The organism is Allofrancisella frigidaquae (assembly GCF_012222825.1).
GTDB lineage: Bacteria > Pseudomonadota > Gammaproteobacteria > Francisellales > Francisellaceae > Francisella > Francisella frigidaquae.
This window is the reverse complement of the sequence record NZ_CP038017.1, coordinates 1,650,808-1,674,180: the sequence shown is the minus strand read 5'-3', so window position 1 is coordinate 1,674,180 and position 23,373 is coordinate 1,650,808. Positions and strand designations below refer to the sequence as shown.

Sequence of the window (23,373 nt, the reverse complement as noted above, 5' to 3'; positions counted from 1 at the left end):
AAGTGTAAAAATTAACAAAAACCATAAAAAAAGATTTTGGTTAGTATTTCCCGAAATGTTTTTACTAAATTGCTCTAGATTGTATTAGAACTAAAAAAAATAAGCAAACTAGTTTATTTGTATCTGTGGATAATTTTGTGAATTAAATTGTTTATTGTTTGTTACATTTATTGTTTTTAAACTTATTCACAAATATGTTGATAAATTTGTTAATAATTCAGTTTGTCTTTTATCCACATTTTTACTCAGATTCTTTTTAGTATCTTTTGACATGCTTATACTTTTTTTATTCTTCTCATAAATCCCTTTATTTAAAAGGTTTTTATGAAAGTATCCACAAGTTTTTGCTTGCATAATAAATAATAATATATAAAAAGAATAAATAACTTTATATAAATAGGTAAGAGTAAAAAAAGAGCTTTTAAGAAAATAAAAAAAATTGTATATAATAAATGTTAATAAAAAAAAGCTTTTAAAGAAATGTCTATAAATACAGAAATATTTTTAAATATAAACCATTATGAACAAAGAATCGCTATCAAAGAAAACAATGTTTTAAAAGAAATTTTCATAGAAAGAGATGATAGAAAAAGAATAGTAGGAAATATTTACAAAGGTAAAATAATAAGAGTTTTACCAGGAATGCAAGCTGCTTTTGTTGATATAGGTTTAGAAAAAGCAGGTTTTTTACATTTATCTGAAGTTTTGCCTTTAGAAAAAGAAGATCAAGAACAAGATGAAAAAGTTAAGCTAAACAAGTTAAACGAAGAAGATATCAATAAGTGGTTACGTGAAGGTCAAGAAGTACTTGTTCAAGTAGTCAAAGAAAGTATAGGTAATAAAGGGGTTAAACTTACTTCTCATTTATCAGTATCATCAAGATTTTTAGTGTTTTTACCTGATTTAGATCATATAGGAGTATCATTAAAAATAACTAAACAAGAAGAAAAACAAAGATTAATACAATTAATCCAAAAAATAACTATGAGTGAAAACCCTCGTGGTTATATATTAAGAACTGCTGCTGAAGGAGCTAGTTTTGAAGATTTACAAAATGATATAAAATTTTTAAATAACTTATGGCAAGACATATTGGACAATTCAAGTACCATTATTAAGCCTGGAGTTGTTTATGAAGATTTTAGCTTAATAATTAAAACTATAAATATTTTTGCTAATGATAATCCAAATAAAATATTAGTAGACAATATAGATTCATATAAAGAAATTTGCCATTTTGCAGACAGATATATCCCTGGACTTAGAGATAAAATAGAGCTTTACCAGAAACATAATATTTTTGAAGAGTATGATATAGATGCAGAGATAAATAAAGCTTTAGAAAAAACTGTATATCTAAGATCTGGAGGTTATTTAGTTATTGAGCAAACTGAAGCTATGATAACTATAGATATAAATACAGGTGGTTTTATAGGTTCTAAAAATCTTGAAGAAACTATTTTTAAAACAAATCTAGAAGCAACGAAAGAAATAGCCAGACATCTTAGATTAAGAAATCTAGGAGGCATAATAATTATAGATTTTATAGATATGATGGATGAATCTCATAGAATTCAAGTTTTAGAGGCTTTAAAGAAGGAATTAGAGCTTGATAAGGCAAAGACCAAGGTTAGTGATATATCGGAGCTAGGCTTAGTTGAAATGACCAGGAAAAGGGTTAATGAAAGTCTAGCTAGGACATTATGTCAACCTTGTGAGTATTGTAAAGGTAAAGGTAGTACTAAAACACTACAAACAATCTGTTATGATATTTTTAGAGAGGTAAAATCTGAATCTAAAAACTATCCTAATTACAATGGCTTTTTATTGATTTCATCTGAAAAAATAATTGATTACATACAAAAAGAAGAATCTATATGGCTTGGAGAATTGGAATTAGAAATAGGTAAAAATATTCACCTAAAAGCTGAAAATAGTCATATTTACAATCAATATGATATTATTCCATTAAATTAGAAAAAATTATAAAAACTTTGTTGACAGTTTTTTTAAAAAAGCTATAATACTAACTCATAGTAGCCGACTTAGCTCAATAGGTAGAGCAACTGACTTGTAATCAGTAGGTCGCCAGTTCGATTCCGGCAGTCGGCACCATAACGGAGTGGTAGTTCAGTTGGTTAGAATACCTGCCTGTCACGCAGGGGGTCGCGGGTTCGAGTCCCGTCCATTCCGCCATATTTATCTTGAGGTTTAGTTTTTAAATTCAGTTTTTCCCCTTTTTACTTCTGATATTTAATACTAAACCTTAATTTATTTGTCTTTGTAATTATTTAATTTAAGAATCTATTGAGTACTTTTTTCTATCTATAGCTAACCAAGAAGAAGTGGAGCACAATAATGAAATAGCTGGATTTTAATCTATTTCAGGAGATCTCAGGGGCAAGCAAGAGGTTAGCGTAATACTTTTTAGTATACGCGTGATATACTTTCTTTAGATTTCTGAAAATGGAAATATTGTTATTTAATTTGTAATGATGTATCATTACAAAAATACGTAAATAGTTTTAAATATATGAACACAATTAAAGATGGTTGGCAACAACTGGTTAGTATTTTATCAGAAAATACAGATCCACAAGATATTAGTGTAATTTGTGATTTTTTATTAACAAAAGAAGAGAAAGAACAGTTAAGTAAGAGAGTTCTTTTAACTAAAGAGCTTATAAAGAAATCTAAATCTCAAAGAGAAATTTCTAAAGAAATAGGTATTAGTATTTGTACAGTTACTAGGTGTTCTAATGCTTTAAAAGATTGCCCTACAAGAGTAAAAGAAATATTTAGTAAAAATATTAAAAAATAGGTGAATAAATGTCAGTTAAAGAGCCAAAAAAATTTTTAGCATCACTTGTTTACAGTATAGATTACCAAGAGGATTTGAATAAATGTTTTGCTAATAGTTGTATTGGTAAAAAAAATAACATTTTATTAGAATCTGCAGAAATAAATACTAAGGATAGATTAAAAAGCATTTTGGTAATAGACAGTGCTTTAAGAATATCGTGTATAGCTAATAAAGTAGTTATAAAAGCTTTGTCAAAAAATGGCGAATATGCAATAAAATCTATAGCTAAAAATCTAAAAAAGAATGTTAATCACAATTACGCCTCAGAAAATCAATTAATATTGGATTTTGAAAAAAATAAATCTATTAATTTGGATGAGCATCAAAAACTTAAGCAAAATTCTGTATTTGACGCTCTAAGGTTAATAAAGGATAGTTTTGAAATAACTAATGGATATAGTGTGTTTTTATCTGGGTTATTTGCCTATGATTTAGTAGGAAATTTTGAAGATATAGGTAAAGTAGAAAGAAAGAATAAATGCCCTGACTACGTTTTTTATTTAGCGGAAACTATTTTAGTTAGTGACCATCAGCAAAAAAAATCATTTATTCAGGCAAATAGTTTTGATAAAAAAATACAAAGTCAATTGGATAAAAGTCTTGAAGAAATAAAGAAAAGTCTTAAACACGATTTTCAAACACAAGTAACTAAAATAAAAAATTTAGAAACACAAACATCTATAAATGACAGGGAATTTTGTAATGTGGTAGATCAATTAAAAACTCATATTGTTAATGGCGATATATTTCAAGTAGTTCCATCGAGAAGTTTTTATTTGCCATGTCAAAACTCTTTAGAAGTTTATAGAGAACTTAAACGTACAAACCCTAGTCCATACATGTTTTACATGCAAGATGAAGATTTTATATTATTTGGAGCATCTCCAGAAAGTGCTTTAAAATATGAAACTAAAACTAACCAAGTAGAGATATACCCTATAGCAGGTACTCGCCGCAGAGGTAAAAATGAAGATGGCAGTATAAATCATGATTTAGATAGCCGTATAGAGTTAGAGCTTAGGTTAGATACTAAAGAAAATGCTGAGCATATGATGCTAGTTGATTTAGCAAGAAATGATATTGCTAGAATATCTAAGACAGGTACACGTTTTTTAGCTGATTTATTGAAAGTAGATAGATATAGCCATGTAATGCATCTGGTATCTAGAGTAGTTGGGCAATTAGCTGATGATTTAGATGCTTTACACGCCTACCAAGCATGTATGAATATGGGTACCCTTACTGGCGCTCCTAAAATAAAGGCCATGCAGCTAATATCTGAAGTTGAACAGCAAACAAGAGGTAGCTATGGTGGAGCTGTTGGATATATAAATGGCTATGGTGATTTAGATAGTTGTATAGTTATTCGTTCAGCTTACGTTGAAAGTAGTATTGCTGAGATCCAAGCAGGAGCTGGTGTTGTTTTAGATTCTATACCAATAGCAGAAGCTGATGAAACAAGGACTAAAGCACAAGCAGTAATATCAGCTATTAAAAATGTACATGGAGAAGCACATGGCTAATATTATATTTATAGATAACTTTGATTCTTTTTCTTATAACTTAGTAGATGAATTTAAATCTTTAGGTAATCAAGTGGAAGTTTATAGGAATAATTTAGAACTAGAGTTTTTATTGGAAAAAATAAATGCTACAAAAAATCCTATAGTCGTTATATCTCCAGGTCCAGGTAATCCTAATCAAGCTGGGTATATTGTTCCTCTAATATCGAAAATAAAAGGTAAAGTACCTGTTATAGGTATATGTTTAGGACATCAAGCTATTGTTGAAGCTTATGGTGGCATTGTTTCTCATGCTAATGAAATCGTACATGGCAAAATAGCTAGGGTTAAACACAATAACCATATTATTTTTAAAGGTTTAGGATCCCCTTTAACAGTTGCTAGATATCATTCTCTAGTAGCTGTAAAAGTACCTATGGACTTAAAAGTTACAGCTGAAGTAAATGATTTAGTGATGGCTGTAGTTGATGATGAAAATAAAATTTGTGGTCTACAATTTCACCCAGAATCAATAATGACAACTCAAGGAACAAAACTTTTAAAAAATATCATAAACTGGATACAAAATGATTAGTTTAGATAATATAAAAAATAAGCTTTATAATTTAGAAGATTTAACATACGAAGAAAGCTACCAGTTATTTGATTTTTTTATAAAAGGTGAAATTCCTGTAGCTTTACAAACTAGTATTTTAATTGCCCTTAAACTAAAAAAAGAAACACCAGTAGAGATATCAGCAGCAGCAAATGCTTTGGTGAATAATGCTAAAAAATTTCCTGAAATGGATAATAACGTAGTAGATATTGTAGGTACAGGTGGAGATGGCTTTAGTACTATTAATATATCAACTACAGCTGCTATTGTAGCTGCAACAGCAGGTTTTAAAGTTGCAAAACACGGTGGTAGAAGTGTTTCTAGTAAATCAGGTTCTTTTGATTTACTAGAAACGTTAGGTGTAGATATAAATCTTTCACCTGAGAAAACTAAAAAAAGTATAGAAGATAATAATTTAGGTTTTTTATTTGCTCCCTTTTATAATGATGGTTTTAAATATGTTAAAGAAGCTAGATCTATATTAAAAACTAGAACAATATTTAATATTCTTGGACCTTTAATAAATCCTGCTCGCCCTAAAAAGGCTCTAATAGGTGTTTATTCAAAAGATTTAATTTTGCCAATGGCAAAAACTCTATCCCAAATGGATACACAAAAAGCTATAGTAGTTCATGGAAGTGGTTTAGATGAAGTAGCTATACATGATATAACTTATGTAGCAGAAGTTAACAAAAACGGTATAAAAGAATATACACTAAAACCAAGTGATTTTGGTATAGATCTTTTTGATATTAAAGAACTTCAAGGTGGCTCCCCAGCAGAAAATGCTCAAATTATAAAACAAATATTGTTAGGTAAAGGCACACAAGCTCAAAATAGTGCTGTGGCAGTTAACGTTGCTTTAATGATGAAACTTTTTGATAAAAGTAATTTAGTAGAAAATACTAAAAATATTTTAGCTCTTATAAGGTCTGGTGAATGTTATAAAAAGTTAGAAAAAGTTAGAAATTATGGTAAAAATAAATTATTATCTTCTATGAGCCTTTCCACTTAACTGTGTAAATTCACTTACATGAATCTCTGAATTCTATGCTCAAACTCGATAGCGAAATAAGGCATAGCCTCATTCCAATATTTAACAGGCATAGACCATTTTTTAGTCAAATAATCTATAGCCAAGTACAAAGATTTGAAAACAGAGTCATCTTTAGGAAATAGCTTTTTATTCTTAATGACTTTCCTAAACTGGCTATTAAGCGATTCAATCGCATTAGTAGTGTAAATAACTTTACGAATTTTTGGAGGATATTGCAAGAATACAGTTAAATTATCCCAATTATTTATCCATGACTTTGAAATTAAAGGATATTTAGTATCATATTTATTTGCAAAGTTATCAAGCTCAGATTGAGCTATTGCAATGGTATCAGCATCATATATTTTCTTTAACTCTCTAGCTACCTCTTTCTTGTCTTTATATGGCACATACTTAAGACTATTACGAATTTGATGAACGATACAAAGCTGATGCTTTGTCTCAGGGTATATAGCTTGTATAGCATCAGACATGCCTTTTAAATTATCAGTACATGCTATAAATATATCCTGTAAGCCTCTATTCTTTAATTCAGTAAAAACACTAAGCCAATATTTAGCACCTTCATTTTGACTGATCCAAAGACCTAATACATCCTTATGACCAGTTAACGATATGCCAAGAGCCACATACACAGCTTTATTAATAATATGCTTGTCTTCTCTAACTTTAACGACTATACAGTCAAAAAACACTATTGGATAAACTGACTCTAAAGGTCTATTTTGCCATGCTTTAACATCATCAATAATAGCTTCTGTAACATCACTTATAAAGCTTGTACTTATCTTTGTATCATATAACTCAAATAACTGTTGTTGGATATCTGTAGTACTCATACCTTTAGCATACAAAGATATAATTTTTTGGTCTAAGCCGTTTATCTTGGTGACTCTTTTGGGAACTATTTGAGGTTCAAAGTCACTATCTCTATCTCGTGGAACTGATATTTCCAAATTACCTGTGTCTGTAGCTAATGTCTTGTTACTATAGCCATTCCTAGCATTTGATGAATTAGTCCTTTGGTGTTTTGAATAACCAAGATGACTATTCATTTCTGCATCTAGTGCTTTTTCTAATAATCGTTTTGTTAGTTGCTTTAGCAAACCATCTTTCTCAAACATTTGATTAATATCAACACCTGAATCTATTATTTGATCTGCAATAGCTGTGTAAATATCTTCTGACTTCTTATTCTTAGACATTGTTTCTATCCTTAATATTTCGCTAGAAATAATCTAGCAGGTTAATTAAGAATTTACACATTTATTTGGAAAGTCCCTCTTCTATATCTAGACTAATTTAAATCATATAAAACTAACTCTTGAAAATCACTTCAAAGCTTCTTTTTTCTCTAAAACTTTAGCATAAAGCTCTTGATACTTAGCAAGCTTTTCTTTTTCTGCAGCAACTACAATCTCTGGAGCATTTGAGACAAATCTTTCATTAGATAGCTTCTTTTGTACCCTATCAACTTCGCTTTTTAGCTTGTCTAATTCTTTATCTAACCTTGCTTTCTCAGCTTCAATATCAACTAACCCTGCTAATGGAATATTTAACTCAAGCCCTTCAACAATTTGTGATAAAGAAGTTGGTGGATTATCATTAAACTCAATATCTTTGACTTTAGCTAAAGCTTTTATAAATCCTTGAGTTTGTGCTAGATACTCTTTATCCTTATCTGCAACATCTTTAACAATTAAAGAAATCTCTAAAGATGGCTTGATACCAACTTCACTACGCATATTACGCAAAGTAGTCACTACAGTTTGTAACCATGTTATGACCTTTTCAGCTCCTGGTGCCTCTAAGTCTTGAGCAACTACAGGGTAAGATACATCCATAATTGTTTCTTTAGCATCATTTAAGTGCGCCTTTAACTGCTGGTAAACACTTTCCGTAATAAATGGTATCAGCGGATGTGCTAAAGCAAGGATATTTTCTAAAACTTTAGTAAGTGTATATTTAACGCCATTTTTTTGGCTTTCAGATAGTGACTCATCTTTCAAAGCGACTTTAGTAAACTCAACATACCAATCACAATAGTTATTCCATACCAAATCATAAATAGTATTTGCTACTAAGTCGAAACGATAGTTATCCAAGTGCCTATGCACATCAGCAATTGCAGTGTTTAAAACACTCCACATCCATTTATCTGCAACATCTAGCTCATAGTTACCACAAATCTTATAATCATCAAGGTTCATCATTACAAATCTTGAAGCATTCCAAAGCTTGTTACAGAAGTTACGATAACCCTCAACTCTAGCCGTATCAAAGCTAATATCACGCGATGTAGAAGCTAATGCTGCATAAGTAAATCTCACCGCATCGGCACCATAAGCACTAATACCTTCTGGGAATTCTTTCTTAGTCGCTTTCTCAATCTTAGCTTTCATTTGTGGTTGCATCAGACCAGTAGTTCTTTTCTTAAGTAAATCATCTAATGAAATACCATCTATCAAATCTACAGGATCTAAAACATTACCTTTTGATTTAGACATTTTTTGACCTTCACTATCACGGATAAGACCTGTAATATAAATATCTCTAAATGGCACATCTTTCATAAAGTACATGCCAAACATCATCATTCTAGCAACCCAGAAGAAGATAATATCAAAGCCAGTCACAAGTACGCTTGTTGGATAATATTTTGCTAACTCAGGAGTCTTCTCAGGCCAACCTAATGTACTAAATGGCCATAATGCAGATGAAAACCAAGTATCAAAGACATCTTCATCTTGCTTGATAGTCACATCATCAGCCAGACTATATTTAGCTCTAACATCTACCTCATCTTCGCCCACATAAGCATTACCTGCTTCATCGTACCAAGCTGGAATTCTATGACCCCACCATAACTGACGAGATACGCACCAATCTTGAATATCTCTCATCCACGCAAAGTAAGTATTTTTCCAGTTATCTGGTACAAATCTAACCCTACCTGTTTCTACAGCTTCTATTGCAGGCTTAGCAAGCACATCAGCTTTAACAAACCATTGTTTAGTTAGATATGGCTCTAAAATTTCTCCCGTTCTATCTCCAGTTGGCACTTTTAGTGCATGAGGCTCAATTTTATCTAAAAGACCTAAAGCTTCCATATCAGCAACGATTTGTTTACGTGCCTCAAATCTATCTAAACCTTGGTATTTTTCAGGAACTTGCGAATTTAAACTAGCATCATCGTTTAAGATATTGAACATTTGCAGATCATGTCTTTTACCCACCTCATAGTCATTAAAATCATGAGCAGGAGTAATTTTTACGCAACCTGTACCAAAATCTTTTTCTACATAATCATCAGCAATAATTGGAATCTGTCTATCTGTAAGTGGTAGATTTATCATTTTACCAACAAGATGAGTATATCTTTCATCTTCTGGATGAACTGCAACTGCCATATCACCTAGCATTGTTTCAGGACGAGTTGTAGCAATTATAATTTTTTCATCACAATTAGCTACTGGATATACAAAATGCCAAAGCGAACCTTGCTTGTCTACCTGAGCAACTTCTAAGTCAGATACAGCTGTCTTTAGCTTAGGATCCCAGTTTACTAATCGCTCGCCACGATAAGCTAAACCATCTTCATATAGTTTGATAAAACATTTCTTAACCGCATCAGAAAGACCCTCATCCATTGTAAACCTTTCTCTTTCCCAGTCTGGTGAAGTGCCTATTCTACGCATTTGCGACGTAATCGTACCACCTGAAAGCTCTTTCCATTCCCAAACTTTACTAACAAAATTTTCACGTCCTAAATCATGTCTTGAGATGCCTTGAGCATTGAGTTGTCTTTCTACAACCATTTGAGTTGCTATACCTGCGTGATCTGTACCTGGTTGCCATAGTGTGTCTTTACCTGACATCCTATTATAACGCGTAAGTATATCCATTAGAGTCATCTGAAAACCATGCCCCATATGTAAAGTTCCTGTGACATTTGGTGGTGGCAACATTATTGTATAAGTTTCTTTTGAATCAGTATTACCGCAAGCAAACTTACTAGCTGTTTCCCACTGCTGATAATTAGATTGTTCTATTTCTTTTGGATTATAGTTTTTGTTCATCTCTTTCATTTATAAAAAACCGTAAATTACTATGTAAGCTTTAGAAAAATTAATGAAGGTAATTTTAGCAAGGTTGGAAAAGAAAATATAGAATCTAAGCTTTTTAATAAATATATTTTAAGAAAGGATAGACAAATATATAGGTATACCAACACTTATATTAAAAACAAAAGTTATAACTAATGCTAAAGCAACCATTAATCCTATATTTCCACCTTTAACTGTTTCAGACATTGCTGCTGGAACAGCTATATAAGATGCTCCACCGAAAAGTACCGCTAATAATAGAGTATTACCTTCGCCTAGATGTATAATAGAGCCTAACAAAATAGCTAGTAATGATAATGCTATTGGCATTAGTATCGCGAAAGCTATTAATTTAACTCCAGCTTTTTTTAATATACCTATTTGCTCCCCAGCTGAAATACCCATACTCAAAAGAAAAAGCGCTAACATTCCTTTAAATAACGAAGAAGTCAGAGGTGACATATCCATGTTTCCACTATCTCCACACAAAAACCCTATAAACAAGCTTCCTACAAGCAATATAACAGAATAATCTAATAGTGATTCCTTAACAGAATTTAAAAACACAGTAGGTTGATATGTCTTTGTTGTTTTTTCAATAAAGAGATAATATATCATCGTGCCTGCTATTATTGCTGGAAACTCCATAATAGTCAAAGCTACTATCATATATCCATCATAATTTACACTATCTGCCACAAGTACATTTATTGCTGTTATAAAAGTTACAGCACTTACAGAACTATATGATGAAGCTATCAAAACAGAATCAGTTCTTACCTTTAAAATCCATTTTTGTAAAAAAGCATATAAAATAAAAGGCATTGTAAAAGAAAATAGCATACAAATTATTATTACCAAAATACCATTAGTATCTATGCCATTATGATATATTTGAAAGCCTCCCTTATAACCTATAGAAATCAATAAATATATAGATAAAAATTTTTTTATATCATTAGGAATGTGAATATTACTTTTAAATATTGCTGCTATAAAACCTAAAAAGAAAAATAGGATTGGAGGCGTTATAAGAGAACTCATTTGCTTAACCTAAAAATTATAGAATTAAATTATAGCATGAAAATATTAATATTTGAGAGTGTAAACTAAAAAATAGCTAGAGCAATTTTTTGGAATTTATCGAGCCTTTACGATTAAATGTAGTTAACTGTTTTTATATCAAAACCCAGTTTCTTATAAAAAATGTATTTATTGCGAGAAACTCCTAAAGCCTTTTGGTCTTGGTATACAAATTCAACAAGGTTGTTTATAGATACTTTCTCTAATTCTATAGGAATATCTATTAAATTAATTAGCTCATCAAAACCAGAAGCTATAAACATATTATCAGTTATTAAGATTGGTATATTTTTAAAGGTATTATAATCTTTAGCACTGATAGCGCAAAAATGTGGTATAAAACTTTCTTCACCAGCTTGCCAGAGTTTAATGTCTAGTTTTTTCGCAGCAACCTCTGGGGCAAGTATCACTATTGTTTTACCAGCGTCATATACTGATATAACTCTTTGCGCTACTACATCTAAAGTCTCAGCTAGATTATTTATTTGTAAGACATGAAATTCAACTTTCATAGAAAACGATAAACCTAATGTTTGTATTTACTAGTTTAACAAATAATCGACTAATTACCTTGGTATTTAAAAGCTAATTTTAATTTGTTTATAAAATCGCCACCTAATACAAAAAAACTACCTATAAATAAGATATCCCCACTAAACAATATCAACATCATATTAACTTTGCCAACTTGATCAATCTTATCAAACAACAGAATTAACTCCATTAATACTGTCGGATAGAATAAACTACTAAAAAACATTATTATACCTATAAGATACCTTTTATAGCTTATAGATTTATTATAAGTAAAAGTTTTTTTAAAAACTTTAGCAATAGCTGTTTTGATTGTCATAACTATTGTTTCACCTAGCAACATTACAGATAAAATAAATATACCTTCCGCACTTATTAATAATATTGATGATATAGCAAGATAACTAGAAGTTGAAAATCCGATAAAAGGCATAATGCAAAATACTAATATATACGGTACAAATGACAGTACAAAAAAGCTCACTCCTAAGTAATATTTCCAATCTTTTTTTTGCATAATCAATCCTAAAACTTTATTATTCGTATAAATCTTTAATTAATTTAGCAGATTGATGGATTTTTTGCTCCTTATTTACACTATCTACTAATTCTAATAACTCTTTGTATTGATTAAAACTTTTATTTGCGTATATTGCTGCGTTAAGATTTTTTAGTAATGGCAAAAGCTGTGGCATCAAATCAGCTATATCCAATAATGAAAATATCTCGCTATCAAATTTTAAAGAGGCCCAATTAATCAAAGCTTTTTGTAAAGCGATATTATCCTTATTAGAACAAGCTTTTTTTATTTCTTTTAAGCTTTCTGATCCTTTAGGTGCAACACTTTTAACACTATCATCATAAGACGACTTTCTAAATTTTGTAAATTTACATTTTAGCAGTAAAAGTAAAGTAATAAACCATAAAATAATAAAGAATATCGCAATGTTCCGCCAAAAAGGATCAACCACTTTTTTATGAATAATTTGGGTATCAGGAATTGGAGAGCCTAAAGGGTTAACGTTTGAAAGGTTACCTTTCTGTATATTAAATTTTTTTGTAGCTATTTTAGCTACTTTTGATTTATGGGTATCTACATCGTACCATTTAAGCTTAACATCTGGTACAGTGACTTCACCTTGTTTTATTGGCATATAACCAATCTTATATGTCGCTACTCCTATAAGTTTGCCACTATTCTCAATATCTTCTAATTTTGGTTTTTCAGCATAGATATTAAAACCATCTGTAGATTCAAACTCCAGTTTTGGAATATCATCACTTAAAACATTATCAGCGGTAATTTTTATAGTCCTTGTAACAAGTTCTCCTTCTTTGATATCTATCTCTTGAGACCAATTATCTGTTAAACTAACATTTGACGCTGGAAACCAATCTTGAATATCCACATTATCTGGAATAGGTGCTATATTTAAGCTAATAGGTTTGGTTGATACATATTCTGTTTTAGCCCCTAGCTGACCAAACCCATTTGGCATAGTCACTTGTAAAACCATAGCTGGAATATTGATCTTACCTGTACTATGGGGGACTATCAACAAGCTTTCCTCAAGAACATCATACATTCTACCATTAACCTTTTTTTGGTAAACTACTCTATGGCTAGTCTGACGTATCTCAGAATTTTTAATTTGAAAAGGCTTAGCTTGAAGGCTTAATATTGGTGTTGAATAGTAAAACTTAAGTGTATAAAGCACTGGCACATTTACATAACTTTTTGTAGTTGCTAACGTACCTATCGCAAAAAGGTCATTATATTTAGTTTCTTCTTCACTTGATAATGGCTTATCCACTTTAATCTGAATAGCTTTAGTGCTTTGACTACCAATCTTAATTGCTGGAATAGTTAAGTTGCCTGACTTATTGGGCATTAAAGTGATTATCATTTCATATTGTACACTTTTCTTACCATTTATAATTGTTGTTTTGCTACTAGTACTAGTGTTATAGACTATAAAATTCTTATCCAATACAGATAAATCCGGCTTACTATCAAAGTTATCTAATTGTAATACTAGCTGAGCTGTTTCACCCTTTTCAAGATGAGTTCTATCTATAGTTGCCGATACGTTGGCATAACTAATATTAATCGCTATAAATACCGTTAGTATAAAACCAATGATTTTAAATAGACTAATTTTCATAGTTAGCTCCTGCTATTCTTTGGTAATCTCTAGCAAACTTATGTTTTAAAAGACCGCCAGGGTCATCATCTATCATCGACAATAACTTATCTGCTTCTTTCTTACTAAGCTGGTCTTCTCGTGTTTGCTCAGCTGCATATTGTTGAGACTGGTCTTTGTTATCTTTGTTGTCTTTGTTGTCTTTGTTGTCTTTGTTATCTTTGTTGTCTTTGTTATCTTTGTTATCTTTGTTGTCTTTGTTATCTTTGTTATCTTTGTTATCTTTGTTATCTTTGTTATCTTTGTTATCTTTGTTATCTTTGTTGTCTTTATTGTCTTTGTTGTCTTTGTTGTCTTTGTTGTCTTTGTTGTCTTTATTGTCTTTGTTGTCTTTATTGTCTTTATTGTCTTTGTTGTCTTTGTTGTCTTTATTGTCTTTGTTATCTTTGTTGTCTTTGTTATCTTTGTTGTCTTTGTTATCTTTGTTATCTTGAGAATTATTTTGTTTTTGCTGCTGCTTTTCTAGTTTTTTTGTAATTTCTAAATTATTTTTTGCATCTTCAAAATCTGGTCGCTGTTGTATTGCTTTATTATACGCATCTATAGCTTCTTTATATTTACCTAAATGAGCTAAAGCATTTCCTTGGTTATATAACCCTGTTGCCGAACTATCTTTTTTAAATTCATCGTATGCATTTTGGTAATCCCCAGCCTTATAATAAGAAGCTCCTTTCCAATGATTATTTTCAAATGCTTGAGCGGCCTCTTTATGCTTTGCCTTATCAAAATAACTCATTCCTTGTTGATCTTTAGTTTGCCACATATCACTCCATGTACTAGCTAAAGCTAAACTAGGTAACAAAAGCATAATAAGCGTGATTTTTTTTATCGACATATTCTCTCCAAAAAACCTCTTCTAAATAGTAACGCACTCAAAATAGTTAATATCCAGATTATATAAACCCCTTCATCTTGCCAGAAGATATTTACTGATGACAGCTCAGATTTTTTAGCATCAGTATTATTTTTTATGCTTGTGAGTAAAGCTTTTACATCATCATTATTAGCTGTTAAAGTAATCAACTTACCACCACCAGCTTTAGCTAAACTTTGTAGCTGCGGCAAATTTACCCCAAAATATCCTATATTGCCTTGTTCATCCTTTAGATAATTACCATTTTTATCTTTTGCTATACCACCTTTAGGGGTACCTATAGCATACACATCTACTGTTATACCATTGTTTGAGAGTGTTTGAGCCTCTTCTATGGCTTTCTCATTAGGTGTAGAGTCTGTAATTAAAATTATTTGTCCTTCAGTTGCTCCAGCTTGCGATATTAACTCTGCTGATTTTTGCAAAGCTTTAGCAATGTCATTACCTTGTACAGGAACAATACCTGTATTTAACACAGAAACCAAATTCTCTACAGTTTTTGCATCAGAAGTAAGGGGAGAAACTACAAAAGCTTCACTTGAAAATACCACCATACCGACTTGACCTTCTGTAATTCTCTTTAAAATATCAAATATTTTATACTTCGCTCGTTCAAGACGGCTTGGAGAAACATCAGTCGTATCCATTGATTGAGAGACATCTAAAGTTAACACTCGCGATACGCTTTTTTGATATACGGATGTCTCCTTAAACTTCCATGTCGGGCCTGCTAAAGCCACTATTGCTAATCCCCAAAGTAATAAAAAACCTAATGGTAACAATGATTTTTTAATTCTCGATTCTTGTCCTACTAATAAATGATCTAATAAATGCTTGTCACAATATTTAGCCCAACTATTTATTTTTGCTGAATTTCTAAATAAGAAAACAACAGTAAACAGTGCCGGGATCAAAGCTAAAAGCCACCATGGACGTAAAAAATGCAACATCATTATTAAAGTCCTCTCCTACGCTTAAGCCAAATAGTTGAGACAATAAAACTTAGTAGTAATGCTGCCCCTAAACTCCATGGATAAAGATACGTAATTGGTCGCACTACTGTTTTATCTGATTCCACAGGCTCTAGTTTGTCAATTTCTTGATAAATTTTCTGTAGATCTTGACTATTTTGAGCCCTAAAAAACTTTCCTTTAGTCATTTGTGCAATCTCTTTAAGCACACTAGTATCTAAATCTTCAGAAGTATCTATAATTCTTTGACCAAACGCTGTTTGCACAATCATCTGACCACCACCTAAACCTATTGTATAGACTTTTATACCATTTTGTTTAGCAATTTCTGCTGCTTGTAATGGTTGTAATGCTCCTGAATTATTCTCACCATCTGTTAATAATACCAAAGCCTTTGATTGAGACGGGTATTGCATCAGTTTTTTAACAGCAAGGCCTATAGCGTCACCTATAGCAGTCTGGGGCCCCGGTAAAGCTATACTTGAATCATTAAGCATTTTTTTAACTGTCGGAATATCAAAAGTAAGTGGTGCTTGTAAATATGCTTTACTCCCGAAAAGTATCAATCCAACCCTATCACCTTTACGGGTATCTAGAAACTCATTAGCAACACGCATTACTAAGTCAAAACGGTTTTCCATTTGACCATCAGATTTTTTCATATCCTGTATAGCCATGCTTCCAGACAAATCAATAGCCATCATTAGGTCTCGACCACTTTGTGGCAAATCCATTGGCTTACCAAACCATTGCACCCCGGAACCTGAAATTACCAAAAGAGCCCATATAATACCTAATAGATACTTTAGGTAATTAGCACTCTTAAAATTACTATTTTTACTATCTACAATTTGTGACTTTATTTGCTGGAAAAAAGGAGTTTTTAAAGCTAATTGCTTATCTGTTTTCGCTCTAGGTAAAATCCAATATATTAATATAGGTAAAATTATCAGTACCAAAAACCAAGGATATTCTATTTTTATCATAAAACTCTCCTTAGCCATTTTTCTGACACCGTAATTATTTCTTGTAGCTGAGCAGTTTCTAAGGTTTGTGGTTTATAGCTATCAGCGAGTAAGCCACCGGATGATTTAGAAAACTCTTGGTTGTCTAATTTAGTATCTAAAAACTCAACCCAAGCATTACCGTGCAACACTTTCACGTTTTCATTAGGAAATTTTTGTAGAGCTACCCTTTTTAAGTAAATAGATATATTCAGCATTACTTCTTGAGGTCTATTTTCAAGAGTTTTTTGAATTGTAGCTTTAAAATCATTTATAACCGCCTGTTTATATATTTCATTTTTCTTCTTCTTATAGAGAAAAAATACTAATAAAAGCAGCCCTACAATAAAAATACCTATAACAATCCACCAACCGTATGCTAATGGCCACCATTGAGACACTCTAGCAGGTAGATAAATATCTTTTAACTGCTCTAAAAGATTATTACTTTGCATAGTTAACTATCCCATGGTTAATGGTTTTTACTAAATCATCATTTGTTGCTATCTGTACGAAGCCCATCCTATATTTATGTGAGTAATCTTTTATAGCTGAATATCTTGCACTGTATATATCTTGGTACATTTGATTTTGTTTTTTACTTGCAGCATCTAAAACAAATTTTTCTTTACCATCACTAAAGTAATAAAGATCTAAGGCAGGTAAAGCTTTTTCTATAGGATCATAAGTAAAAATATTTATAATTTGATTTTTTTTAGCCAAAAGCTTCAGATATTGCTGAGCGTGGCTATCAAATTCAGTGAAATCACTAATTAGTATTATCACACTATTACTACGTACTTTTGAATATAAGAATTTTAAAACAGTAGCTAAACCGCCTTCAGATTTAGTCTGATATTCAACTTCCTCAGCAACTGTAAAATTAAACATTTTAACTAAAGAGGATTTATCTTGTTTAGCTGGATAAAAATTATAACCATTATTATCAAAAACCATTCCACCGACTTTTTCATGAGCTTCTAAAGCTCCAAAACCTATTAAAGCCAGAATATTTGCAGCCTTTACTGATTTGAAGCACTCTCTAGTACCAAACTTCATAGTGTTACATTGATCTAACACAAAATATACTCTACGCTCTCTTTCTTCATGGTAAACCTTGGTATAAGGCTTACCCAATCTAGCTGTAAGTGACCAATTCATTAGACGAATGTCATCACCAGCTTGATAATGACGGACCTCATCAAAGTCCATACCTCGACCTTTTGCTTTAGAAAGACTATTACCAGCATTTACATTATTAACCTTTTGGTTAGCAAAAAGCTTTAAAGTCTTGGCTTGGTAACGATAGTTTAATAGCTCATTGATATCAGGTTTTACACCTTTATAGCTTTTCATTAAGCTTAACCTCTATGGAACTGGTACTACCTTTAATAAACTGGTAATAACGTCATCTGTTGTTATACCCTCGACTTCAGCTTCAAAAGTCAATAATATTCTATGACGTAAAACTTCATACACGACTGCATGAATATCACTTGGAGACACAAAATCATTACCGGATAACCATGCATGAGCTCTTGCTGCTCGATCAAGGGCTATAGTGCCTCTTGGGCTTGCTCCAAAAGATATCCACTTACACACCTCTTGACTATATTTGGTTGGATTTCTAGTCGCCAATATCAGCTCTATAATGTAATCTTCTACAGCTTGAGACATCTGTATATTTAGCACTTCCTTTTGGGCTATCAAAATCACTTTTTGAGTTATATTAGGATGCTCAAACCTATATCCTAAAGCTTCTCCACGGCTAATAGCTAATATCTTAGCTTCTGTTTTAGGGTCTGGATATTCAATCTTAATGAACATCATAAACCTGTCTAATTGAGCTTCTGGTAAAGGATAAGTTCCCTCCTGTTCAATAGGATTTTGGGTAGCCATTACCATAAATAAATCTGATAGCGGATAAGTCTTTTTACCAACAGTTATTTGTTTTTCACCCATTGCTTCAAGAAGAGCAGATTGAACTTTAGCAGGGGCTCTGTTTATTTCATCAGCTAAAAGAAGGTTGTGAAACAATGGCCCAGATTGAAATTCAAAACTTTGTTGTTGTGGCACATATATTTCCGTGCCTGTCAAATCAGCTGGTAACAAGTCTGGAGTAAATTGCACTCGGTGGTATGAGCAATCTATACATTCTGATAGAGTTTTTATAGCTGTAGTTTTTGCTAACCCTGGAGCTCCTTCAACTAATAAATGTCCTCCTGCTAGGAGTGCTATTAATAAACGTTTATTTAAATTTTCTTGTCCAACTACCCTATTATTTAAAAATTCTAGCAGCTCACTAAATTGATTATATGCTGACACAACCTTTCTCCAAAAGTCTAAACATAGCTTTAGTAAAGTATAGGGGCTATTATCGCTTTTTCAAGTTTTGTTAGTATCTTTTATAAAACATAACTAAACTTAAAAACAATAAGGTAATCAGAGAAACTTCAATTAATTTTGGATGATACAATTTAATTTAGGCCCTCAATCAGATGATTATTCCACCACCTAGACAAACGTCTTTACTATAAAAAACTACTGATTGTCCAGGTGTTATAGCCCTTTGTGGATGGTCAAAATACACTTCTACAGAGCCATCAGGATTTACCATAACTTCACAAGATTGATCTTTTTGTCTGTATCTAACTTTTGCGCTACATTTAAAATTATTTGATGGGGGCATACCAACTACCCAACTTAAGCCTATAGCATGCAATTTACTTTTAAAAAGCATGGAGTGATTATGACCTTGCACAGCTATTAAAACATTATTTTCTAGATCTTTTGCTGCTGCAAACCAAGGTATTTCTGGACGATTTTTTACCCCGCCTATGCCTAGCCCTTGTCGTTGTCCAATCGTATAGTACATAAGGCCATCATGTTCACCAATTTTAATTCCATTTTCGTCATGAATTGCGCCTTTTTGGGCAGGTAAGTATTTAGATAAAAAATCTTTAAATTTACGTTCACCAATAAAACAAATTCCTGTGCTATCTTTTTTATCAAAAGTAACAAGCTTGTTTTCTTTTGCTATTTGGCGAACCTTTTCTTTTGGCATATTACCTATTGGAAATAGAGTTTGTTTTAATTGCTCTTGTCCTAGTGTGTATAAAAAATAAGTCTGATCTTTGTTATCATCCAAGCCTTTTACCAATTGTACAGAACCATCTTTGGCAACCCTAGTTCTAGCATAATGTCCTGTTGCAATATATTCACCTCCTAAAAGATGAACGTAGTTTAGAAAAGCTTTAAACTTAATTTCTTTATTACACAAAATATCCGGATTAGGAGTTCTTCCAGCTTTATATTCAGTTAAAAAATGCTTAAAAACATTATCCCAATATTCAGCAGAGAAATTTATTTTTTTAAAAGGTATTCCTATAGAGTCACATACTGCTTGAGCATCTTTTATATCCTGTTCAGCAGAACAAAATTCATCGGTATCATCCTCCTCCCAGTTTTTCATAAAAACACCAGTAACATCATAGCCTTGTTGCTTTAACAACAAAGCTGATACCGAAGAATCAACTCCTCCTGAAATACCTACTATTACTTTTTTGGACATATTTCTATCCCATATTACTTTTTAAGTACAGATAAAAAAGCTTCTTGAGGGATTTCAACTGAACCGATATTTTTCATTCTTTTTTTACCCTCTTTTTGCTTTTCTAACAGCTTTTTCTTACGTGAAACATCACCACCATAGCATTTAGCTAATACATTTTTACGTAAAGCTTTAACTGTACTTCTAGCAACAATTGTACCACCTATAGCGGCCTGAATAGCTACTTCAAACATTTGTCTTGGAATAAGTTCTTTTAACCTTTCAACTAGCTCTCTACCTTTGTACTTAGCTTGTTCTTTATGAACGATGCTTGCTAGCGCATCTACCTTGTCACCATTTATCAATACATCTAGGCAAACCATATCTGCAGGCTCGTAACGGATTAATTCATAATCTAGTGAACCATAACCTTTGGTTACTGACTTTAGAGTATCAAAAAAGTCTGATACAACTTCTATCATTGGTAAATCATAAACTATAGAGACCTGACTACCTACATAATTCATATCTACCTGGATACCTCTTTTCTCTATACAAAGCGTAATTACACTACCAACATAATCTTTTGGCACAAGTATATTAGCCCTAACTATAGGCTCTTGGATTTCTTGTATAGCTCCCGGGTCAGGTAGTTTAGCAGGGTTATCAACCTCAACTGTTTCACCATCTTTTTTTACTGCCTTATAAACAACTGTTGGTGCTGAAGTTATTAAATCAAGGTTATATTCCCTCTCTAATCTTTCCTGGATAATTTCCATATGCAACATACCCAAGAAACCGCATCTAAAACCAAAACCTAATGCTTGAGAAACCTCTGGCTCAAAAAATAATGAAGCATCGTTAAGACTTAGTTTTTCTAGAGCCTCTCTAAAGTCAGGGTAGTCATCTGAGCTTATTGTAAACATCCCAGCATAGACTTGTGGCTGAACCTTTTTAAAACCAGGTACGGCTTTTTCAGTAGGGTTATGAGTATGTGTAAGAGTATCGCCAACCGGAGCTCCGTGGATATCTTTTATCCCAGCTACGATAAAACCAACCTCACCTGCTTTTAAGTGATCAAGATCTTTCATTTTAGGAGTAAATACACCTACCTTATCAACTTGATAAGAGTTGCCTGTGGACATTACTTTGATTTTCTCACCCACCTTCAAAGTACCATTTTTGATCCTAACTAGAGATACCACCCCAAGATAGTTATCAAACCATGAATCTATAATCAAAGCTTGTAACTTATCATCTGAATTACCAGCTGGAGCTGGAACCTTTGCAACAATAGTTTCTAAAACATCTTCTACACCTAAACCTGTTTTTGCGCTACATGTAGTAGCACCTGTTGCATCTATTCCAATAATTTCTTCGATCTCTTCTGCAACTTTCTCTGGGTCTGCAGATGGTAGATCAATTTTGTTTAATATAGGGATAACCTCTAGGTTTTGCTCTATCGCTGTATAGCAGTTTGCTACAGTTTGCGCTTCTACTCCCTGAGCAGCATCTACAACTAAAAGAGCTCCTTCACATGCTGCTAATGAACGAGAAACTTCATATGAAAAATCAACATGCCCTGGTGTATCAATAAAATTAAGCTTATAAGTTTGACCATCTTTTGCTATATAATCTAGAGTAACAGATTGAGCTTTAATTGTGATTCCTCGCTCTCTTTCAATATCCATGGAGTCTAGAACTTGTTCTTTCATCTCACGTTCAGTCAAACCATTGCAAACTTGGATAAACCTATCTGAAAGCGTTGATTTACCATGATCAATGTGAGCGATTATTGAGAAGTTCCTAATATTTTTTATGTACATATTTTTTAATAAACAATTTTTCTTAATGTTATAACTTAGCTACCTATTATGCTATAAAATAATTTTAAAATGTAGCTATTGCGACTTTTATGCAAAACAAATATTCTTTAACCATAACCTATTTAGTAAGAACCTTACTTACGCAAAACTTCTACTTTTGTTTTTTATTAGTATAATATTTATTGTTAGTATGGTGGCTTGCTTTTTCGAAACATTAATGTCCTAACTAGTAAAACATTTAATCAGTTATAAAAGTTTTTCTTCATAGTTATTGTTTGCTATAATTGAAGTTCAAAGAAGTCCAAATTAGGAGAGCTACTATGGCATATAAAAAAATACTGTTAGCAATTAATGTTTATGAGAAAGCAAATGTTGTTATTGATTCTGCAGTTAACTTTGCTAAGAAAAACAACATCAAACAACTTCAGGTTGTTTCTGTAGTTGATTGTGTGGCACCTTTTGCACCTTCTATAGTTGATTTCCAGCACTCTATAGAAAGAGATGCAAAAGAAGCGTTAGCAAAGATAGTGGCTAAAGTTTCAGGAGTGGATATTAAGCATGAAATCTTAATAGGTAATCCAGCTTCTGAAATAGTTGCATATGCTGAAGAAAGTGAATGCGATCTGATTGTTTTGGGCTCACATGCTACTCACGGTATTAACTTATTATTAGGCTCGGTTGCTAATGCAGTATTACATAAGGCAAAATGTGATGTTTTAACTATACGAGTTGGTAAAGATAAGCAAACAGCGATTGTAGACTACAAAAAGATATTGGTGCCTACAGATTTAGAAAATGATTCATGTGCGGTAGCGGCAAAAGCTAATGAAATAGCTAAGCTCTATAATGCAACAGTAGATACAGCTTTTGTTATACCAAATGACAGTATATCTTTAATGACTTATGAAACAGCAAAGGTAGAAAATGCTATAAAGGAATTTTCCAAAGAAAATGATATTAATGGAGAAAAATCTGTGTTAATTGGGGGAGTTTCTAATAGTATTTTAGAAAAAGCTAAAGAGCAAGGAAATGATCTAATTGTTGTGGGAAGCCATAGAAGAAGCGCCATTGGCAGATTCTTTTTAGGTTCTACGGCTAGTGGGATACTACATGAAGCAGACGTTGATGTTTTAGTAGTTAGATTAAAGTAGTTTTTGTCTTATTTTTCTCATTTTGGTTTAAG

At 32.0% G+C, this 23,373-nt stretch carries 20 protein-coding genes and 2 tRNA genes; 8 read left to right on the top strand and 14 right to left on the bottom strand.

Annotated features, from left to right (window positions below):
• Positions 1-480 precede the first annotated feature (480 nt).
• From E3E15_RS07875 to trpD, 7 genes are all read left to right on the top strand, one after another.
• Positions 481-1,977 (top strand): Rne/Rng family ribonuclease, encoded by a 1,497-nt coding sequence (locus E3E15_RS07875; protein WP_035720554.1) that lies wholly within the window; start codon positions 481-483, stop codon positions 1,975-1,977.
• 62 nt (positions 1,978-2,039) lie between these two features.
• Positions 2,040-2,115 (top strand) — tRNA-Thr (locus tag E3E15_RS07870).
• Positions 2,116-2,119: 4 nt separating this feature from the next.
• Positions 2,120-2,196: transfer RNA gene (locus E3E15_RS07865), tRNA-Asp, on the top strand.
• 337 nt (positions 2,197-2,533) lie between these two features.
• The gene (gene trpR, locus E3E15_RS07860) at positions 2,534-2,821 is read left to right on the top strand and encodes a trp operon repressor (protein ID WP_172107210.1); all 288 of its coding nucleotides are present in this window, start codon (positions 2,534-2,536) and stop codon (positions 2,819-2,821) included.
• Between the two features lie 8 nt (positions 2,822-2,829).
• Positions 2,830-4,386, top strand: coding sequence for an anthranilate synthase component 1 (locus tag E3E15_RS07855; protein WP_172107209.1), 1,557 nt, complete (start codon positions 2,830-2,832; stop codon positions 4,384-4,386).
• Positions 4,379-4,960 (top strand): aminodeoxychorismate/anthranilate synthase component II, encoded by a 582-nt coding sequence (locus E3E15_RS07850; protein ID WP_172107208.1) that lies wholly within the window; start codon positions 4,379-4,381, stop codon positions 4,958-4,960. The genes E3E15_RS07855 and E3E15_RS07850 overlap by 8 nt, the downstream gene beginning before the upstream one ends.
• Positions 4,953-5,996, top strand: a complete 1,044-nt coding sequence (trpD, locus tag E3E15_RS07845; RefSeq protein ID WP_172107207.1) for an anthranilate phosphoribosyltransferase — start codon at positions 4,953-4,955, stop codon at positions 5,994-5,996. The genes E3E15_RS07850 and trpD overlap by 8 nt, the downstream gene beginning before the upstream one ends.
• A 14-nt stretch (positions 5,997-6,010) precedes the next feature.
• On the opposite strand, the gene E3E15_RS07840 is transcribed toward trpD, so the two are convergent.
• From E3E15_RS07840 to lepA, 14 genes are all read right to left on the bottom strand, one after another.
• Positions 6,011-7,243, bottom strand: coding sequence for an IS256 family transposase (locus E3E15_RS07840; protein ID WP_172106156.1), 1,233 nt, complete (start codon positions 7,241-7,243; stop codon positions 6,011-6,013).
• 126 nt (positions 7,244-7,369) lie between these two features.
• The gene (locus E3E15_RS07835) at positions 7,370-10,126 is read right to left on the bottom strand and encodes a valine--tRNA ligase (RefSeq protein WP_172107206.1); all 2,757 of its coding nucleotides are present in this window, start codon (positions 10,124-10,126) and stop codon (positions 7,370-7,372) included.
• Positions 10,127-10,234: 108 nt separating this feature from the next.
• Positions 10,235-11,188 (bottom strand): sodium-dependent bicarbonate transport family permease, encoded by a 954-nt coding sequence (locus E3E15_RS07830; RefSeq protein WP_172107205.1) that lies wholly within the window; start codon positions 11,186-11,188, stop codon positions 10,235-10,237.
• Between the two features lie 113 nt (positions 11,189-11,301).
• Positions 11,302-11,739: a DNA polymerase III subunit chi gene (locus E3E15_RS07825; protein ID WP_035720542.1), complete on the bottom strand. Its 438-nt coding sequence runs from the start codon at positions 11,737-11,739 to the stop codon at positions 11,302-11,304.
• 50 nt (positions 11,740-11,789) lie between these two features.
• Positions 11,790-12,278, bottom strand: a complete 489-nt coding sequence (locus tag E3E15_RS07820) for a transporter suffix domain-containing protein (protein WP_172107204.1) — start codon at positions 12,276-12,278, stop codon at positions 11,790-11,792.
• Positions 12,279-12,297: 19 nt separating this feature from the next.
• Entirely contained in the window at positions 12,298-13,926 is a 1,629-nt protein-coding gene (locus E3E15_RS07815) for a BatD family protein (RefSeq protein ID WP_172107203.1), read from the bottom strand.
• Positions 13,916-14,800 carry a tetratricopeptide repeat protein gene (locus E3E15_RS07810; RefSeq protein ID WP_172107202.1) on the bottom strand — a complete coding sequence of 295 codons (885 nt, stop codon included), beginning with the start codon at positions 14,798-14,800 and terminating at the stop codon, positions 13,916-13,918. The genes E3E15_RS07815 and E3E15_RS07810 overlap by 11 nt, the downstream gene beginning before the upstream one ends.
• Positions 14,791-15,792: a vWA domain-containing protein gene (locus E3E15_RS07805; RefSeq protein WP_035720535.1), complete on the bottom strand. Its 1,002-nt coding sequence runs from the start codon at positions 15,790-15,792 to the stop codon at positions 14,791-14,793. The genes E3E15_RS07810 and E3E15_RS07805 overlap by 10 nt, the downstream gene beginning before the upstream one ends.
• A 2-nt stretch (positions 15,793-15,794) precedes the next feature.
• Complete coding sequence (locus tag E3E15_RS07800; protein WP_172107201.1) at positions 15,795-16,796, bottom strand: VWA domain-containing protein; 1,002 nt, start codon at positions 16,794-16,796, stop codon at positions 15,795-15,797.
• On the bottom strand, positions 16,793-17,269 hold the full coding sequence (locus tag E3E15_RS07795; RefSeq protein ID WP_172107200.1) for a DUF4381 domain-containing protein: 477 nt from the start codon (positions 17,267-17,269) through the stop codon (positions 16,793-16,795). Before E3E15_RS07795 ends, E3E15_RS07800 begins: the two co-directional genes overlap by 4 nt.
• Positions 17,259-18,170: a DUF58 domain-containing protein gene (locus E3E15_RS07790; RefSeq protein WP_172107199.1), complete on the bottom strand. Its 912-nt coding sequence runs from the start codon at positions 18,168-18,170 to the stop codon at positions 17,259-17,261. The genes E3E15_RS07795 and E3E15_RS07790 overlap by 11 nt, the downstream gene beginning before the upstream one ends.
• Before the next feature lie 12 nt (positions 18,171-18,182).
• On the bottom strand, positions 18,183-19,139 hold the full coding sequence (locus E3E15_RS07785) for an AAA family ATPase (protein ID WP_172107198.1): 957 nt from the start codon (positions 19,137-19,139) through the stop codon (positions 18,183-18,185).
• A gap of 169 nt (positions 19,140-19,308) precedes the next feature.
• Positions 19,309-20,385, bottom strand: a complete 1,077-nt coding sequence (gene mnmA / locus E3E15_RS07780; protein WP_172107197.1) for a tRNA 2-thiouridine(34) synthase MnmA — start codon at positions 20,383-20,385, stop codon at positions 19,309-19,311.
• Between the two features lie 14 nt (positions 20,386-20,399).
• Positions 20,400-22,184 (bottom strand): translation elongation factor 4, encoded by a 1,785-nt coding sequence (lepA, locus tag E3E15_RS07775; RefSeq protein WP_172107256.1) that lies wholly within the window; start codon positions 22,182-22,184, stop codon positions 20,400-20,402.
• Between the two features lie 326 nt (positions 22,185-22,510).
• Here lepA and E3E15_RS07770 point away from each other — a divergent pair, with 326 nt between their 5' ends.
• Entirely contained in the window at positions 22,511-23,341 is an 831-nt protein-coding gene (locus E3E15_RS07770) for a universal stress protein (protein ID WP_035720524.1), read from the top strand.
• Positions 23,342-23,373 lie beyond the last annotated feature (32 nt).

Bases quoted from the DNA above. Each gene is read 5' to 3' on its own strand.
- E3E15_RS07825 (WP_035720542.1), bottom strand. From the start codon at position 11,739: ATGAAAGTTGAATTTCATGTCTTACAAATAAATAATCTAGCTGAGACT.
- E3E15_RS07875 (WP_035720554.1), top strand. From the start codon at position 481: ATGTCTATAAATACAGAAATATTTTTAAATATAAACCATTATGAACAA.
- trpD (WP_172107207.1), top strand. From the start codon at position 4,953: ATGATTAGTTTAGATAATATAAAAAATAAGCTTTATAATTTAGAAGAT.
- E3E15_RS07790 (WP_172107199.1), bottom strand. From the start codon at position 18,170: ATGAAAAGCTATAAAGGTGTAAAACCTGATATCAATGAGCTATTAAAC.
- E3E15_RS07805 (WP_035720535.1), bottom strand. From the start codon at position 15,792: ATGATGTTGCATTTTTTACGTCCATGGTGGCTTTTAGCTTTGATCCCG.
- E3E15_RS07800 (WP_172107201.1), bottom strand. From the start codon at position 16,796: ATGATAAAAATAGAATATCCTTGGTTTTTGGTACTGATAATTTTACCT.
- trpR (WP_172107210.1), top strand. From the start codon at position 2,534: ATGAACACAATTAAAGATGGTTGGCAACAACTGGTTAGTATTTTATCA.
- E3E15_RS07850 (WP_172107208.1), top strand. From the start codon at position 4,379: ATGGCTAATATTATATTTATAGATAACTTTGATTCTTTTTCTTATAAC.
- E3E15_RS07815 (WP_172107203.1), bottom strand. From the start codon at position 13,926: ATGAAAATTAGTCTATTTAAAATCATTGGTTTTATACTAACGGTATTT.
- E3E15_RS07830 (WP_172107205.1), bottom strand. From the start codon at position 11,188: ATGAGTTCTCTTATAACGCCTCCAATCCTATTTTTCTTTTTAGGTTTT.
- E3E15_RS07835 (WP_172107206.1), bottom strand. From the start codon at position 10,126: ATGAAAGAGATGAACAAAAACTATAATCCAAAAGAAATAGAACAATCT.
- E3E15_RS07810 (WP_172107202.1), bottom strand. From the start codon at position 14,800: ATGTCGATAAAAAAAATCACGCTTATTATGCTTTTGTTACCTAGTTTA.
- E3E15_RS07855 (WP_172107209.1), top strand. From the start codon at position 2,830: ATGTCAGTTAAAGAGCCAAAAAAATTTTTAGCATCACTTGTTTACAGT.
- E3E15_RS07840 (WP_172106156.1), bottom strand. From the start codon at position 7,243: ATGTCTAAGAATAAGAAGTCAGAAGATATTTACACAGCTATTGCAGAT.
- mnmA (WP_172107197.1), bottom strand. From the start codon at position 20,385: ATGTCCAAAAAAGTAATAGTAGGTATTTCAGGAGGAGTTGATTCTTCG.
- E3E15_RS07820 (WP_172107204.1), bottom strand. From the start codon at position 12,278: ATGCAAAAAAAAGATTGGAAATATTACTTAGGAGTGAGCTTTTTTGTA.
- E3E15_RS07795 (WP_172107200.1), bottom strand. From the start codon at position 17,269: ATGCAAAGTAATAATCTTTTAGAGCAGTTAAAAGATATTTATCTACCT.
- E3E15_RS07770 (WP_035720524.1), top strand. From the start codon at position 22,511: ATGGCATATAAAAAAATACTGTTAGCAATTAATGTTTATGAGAAAGCA.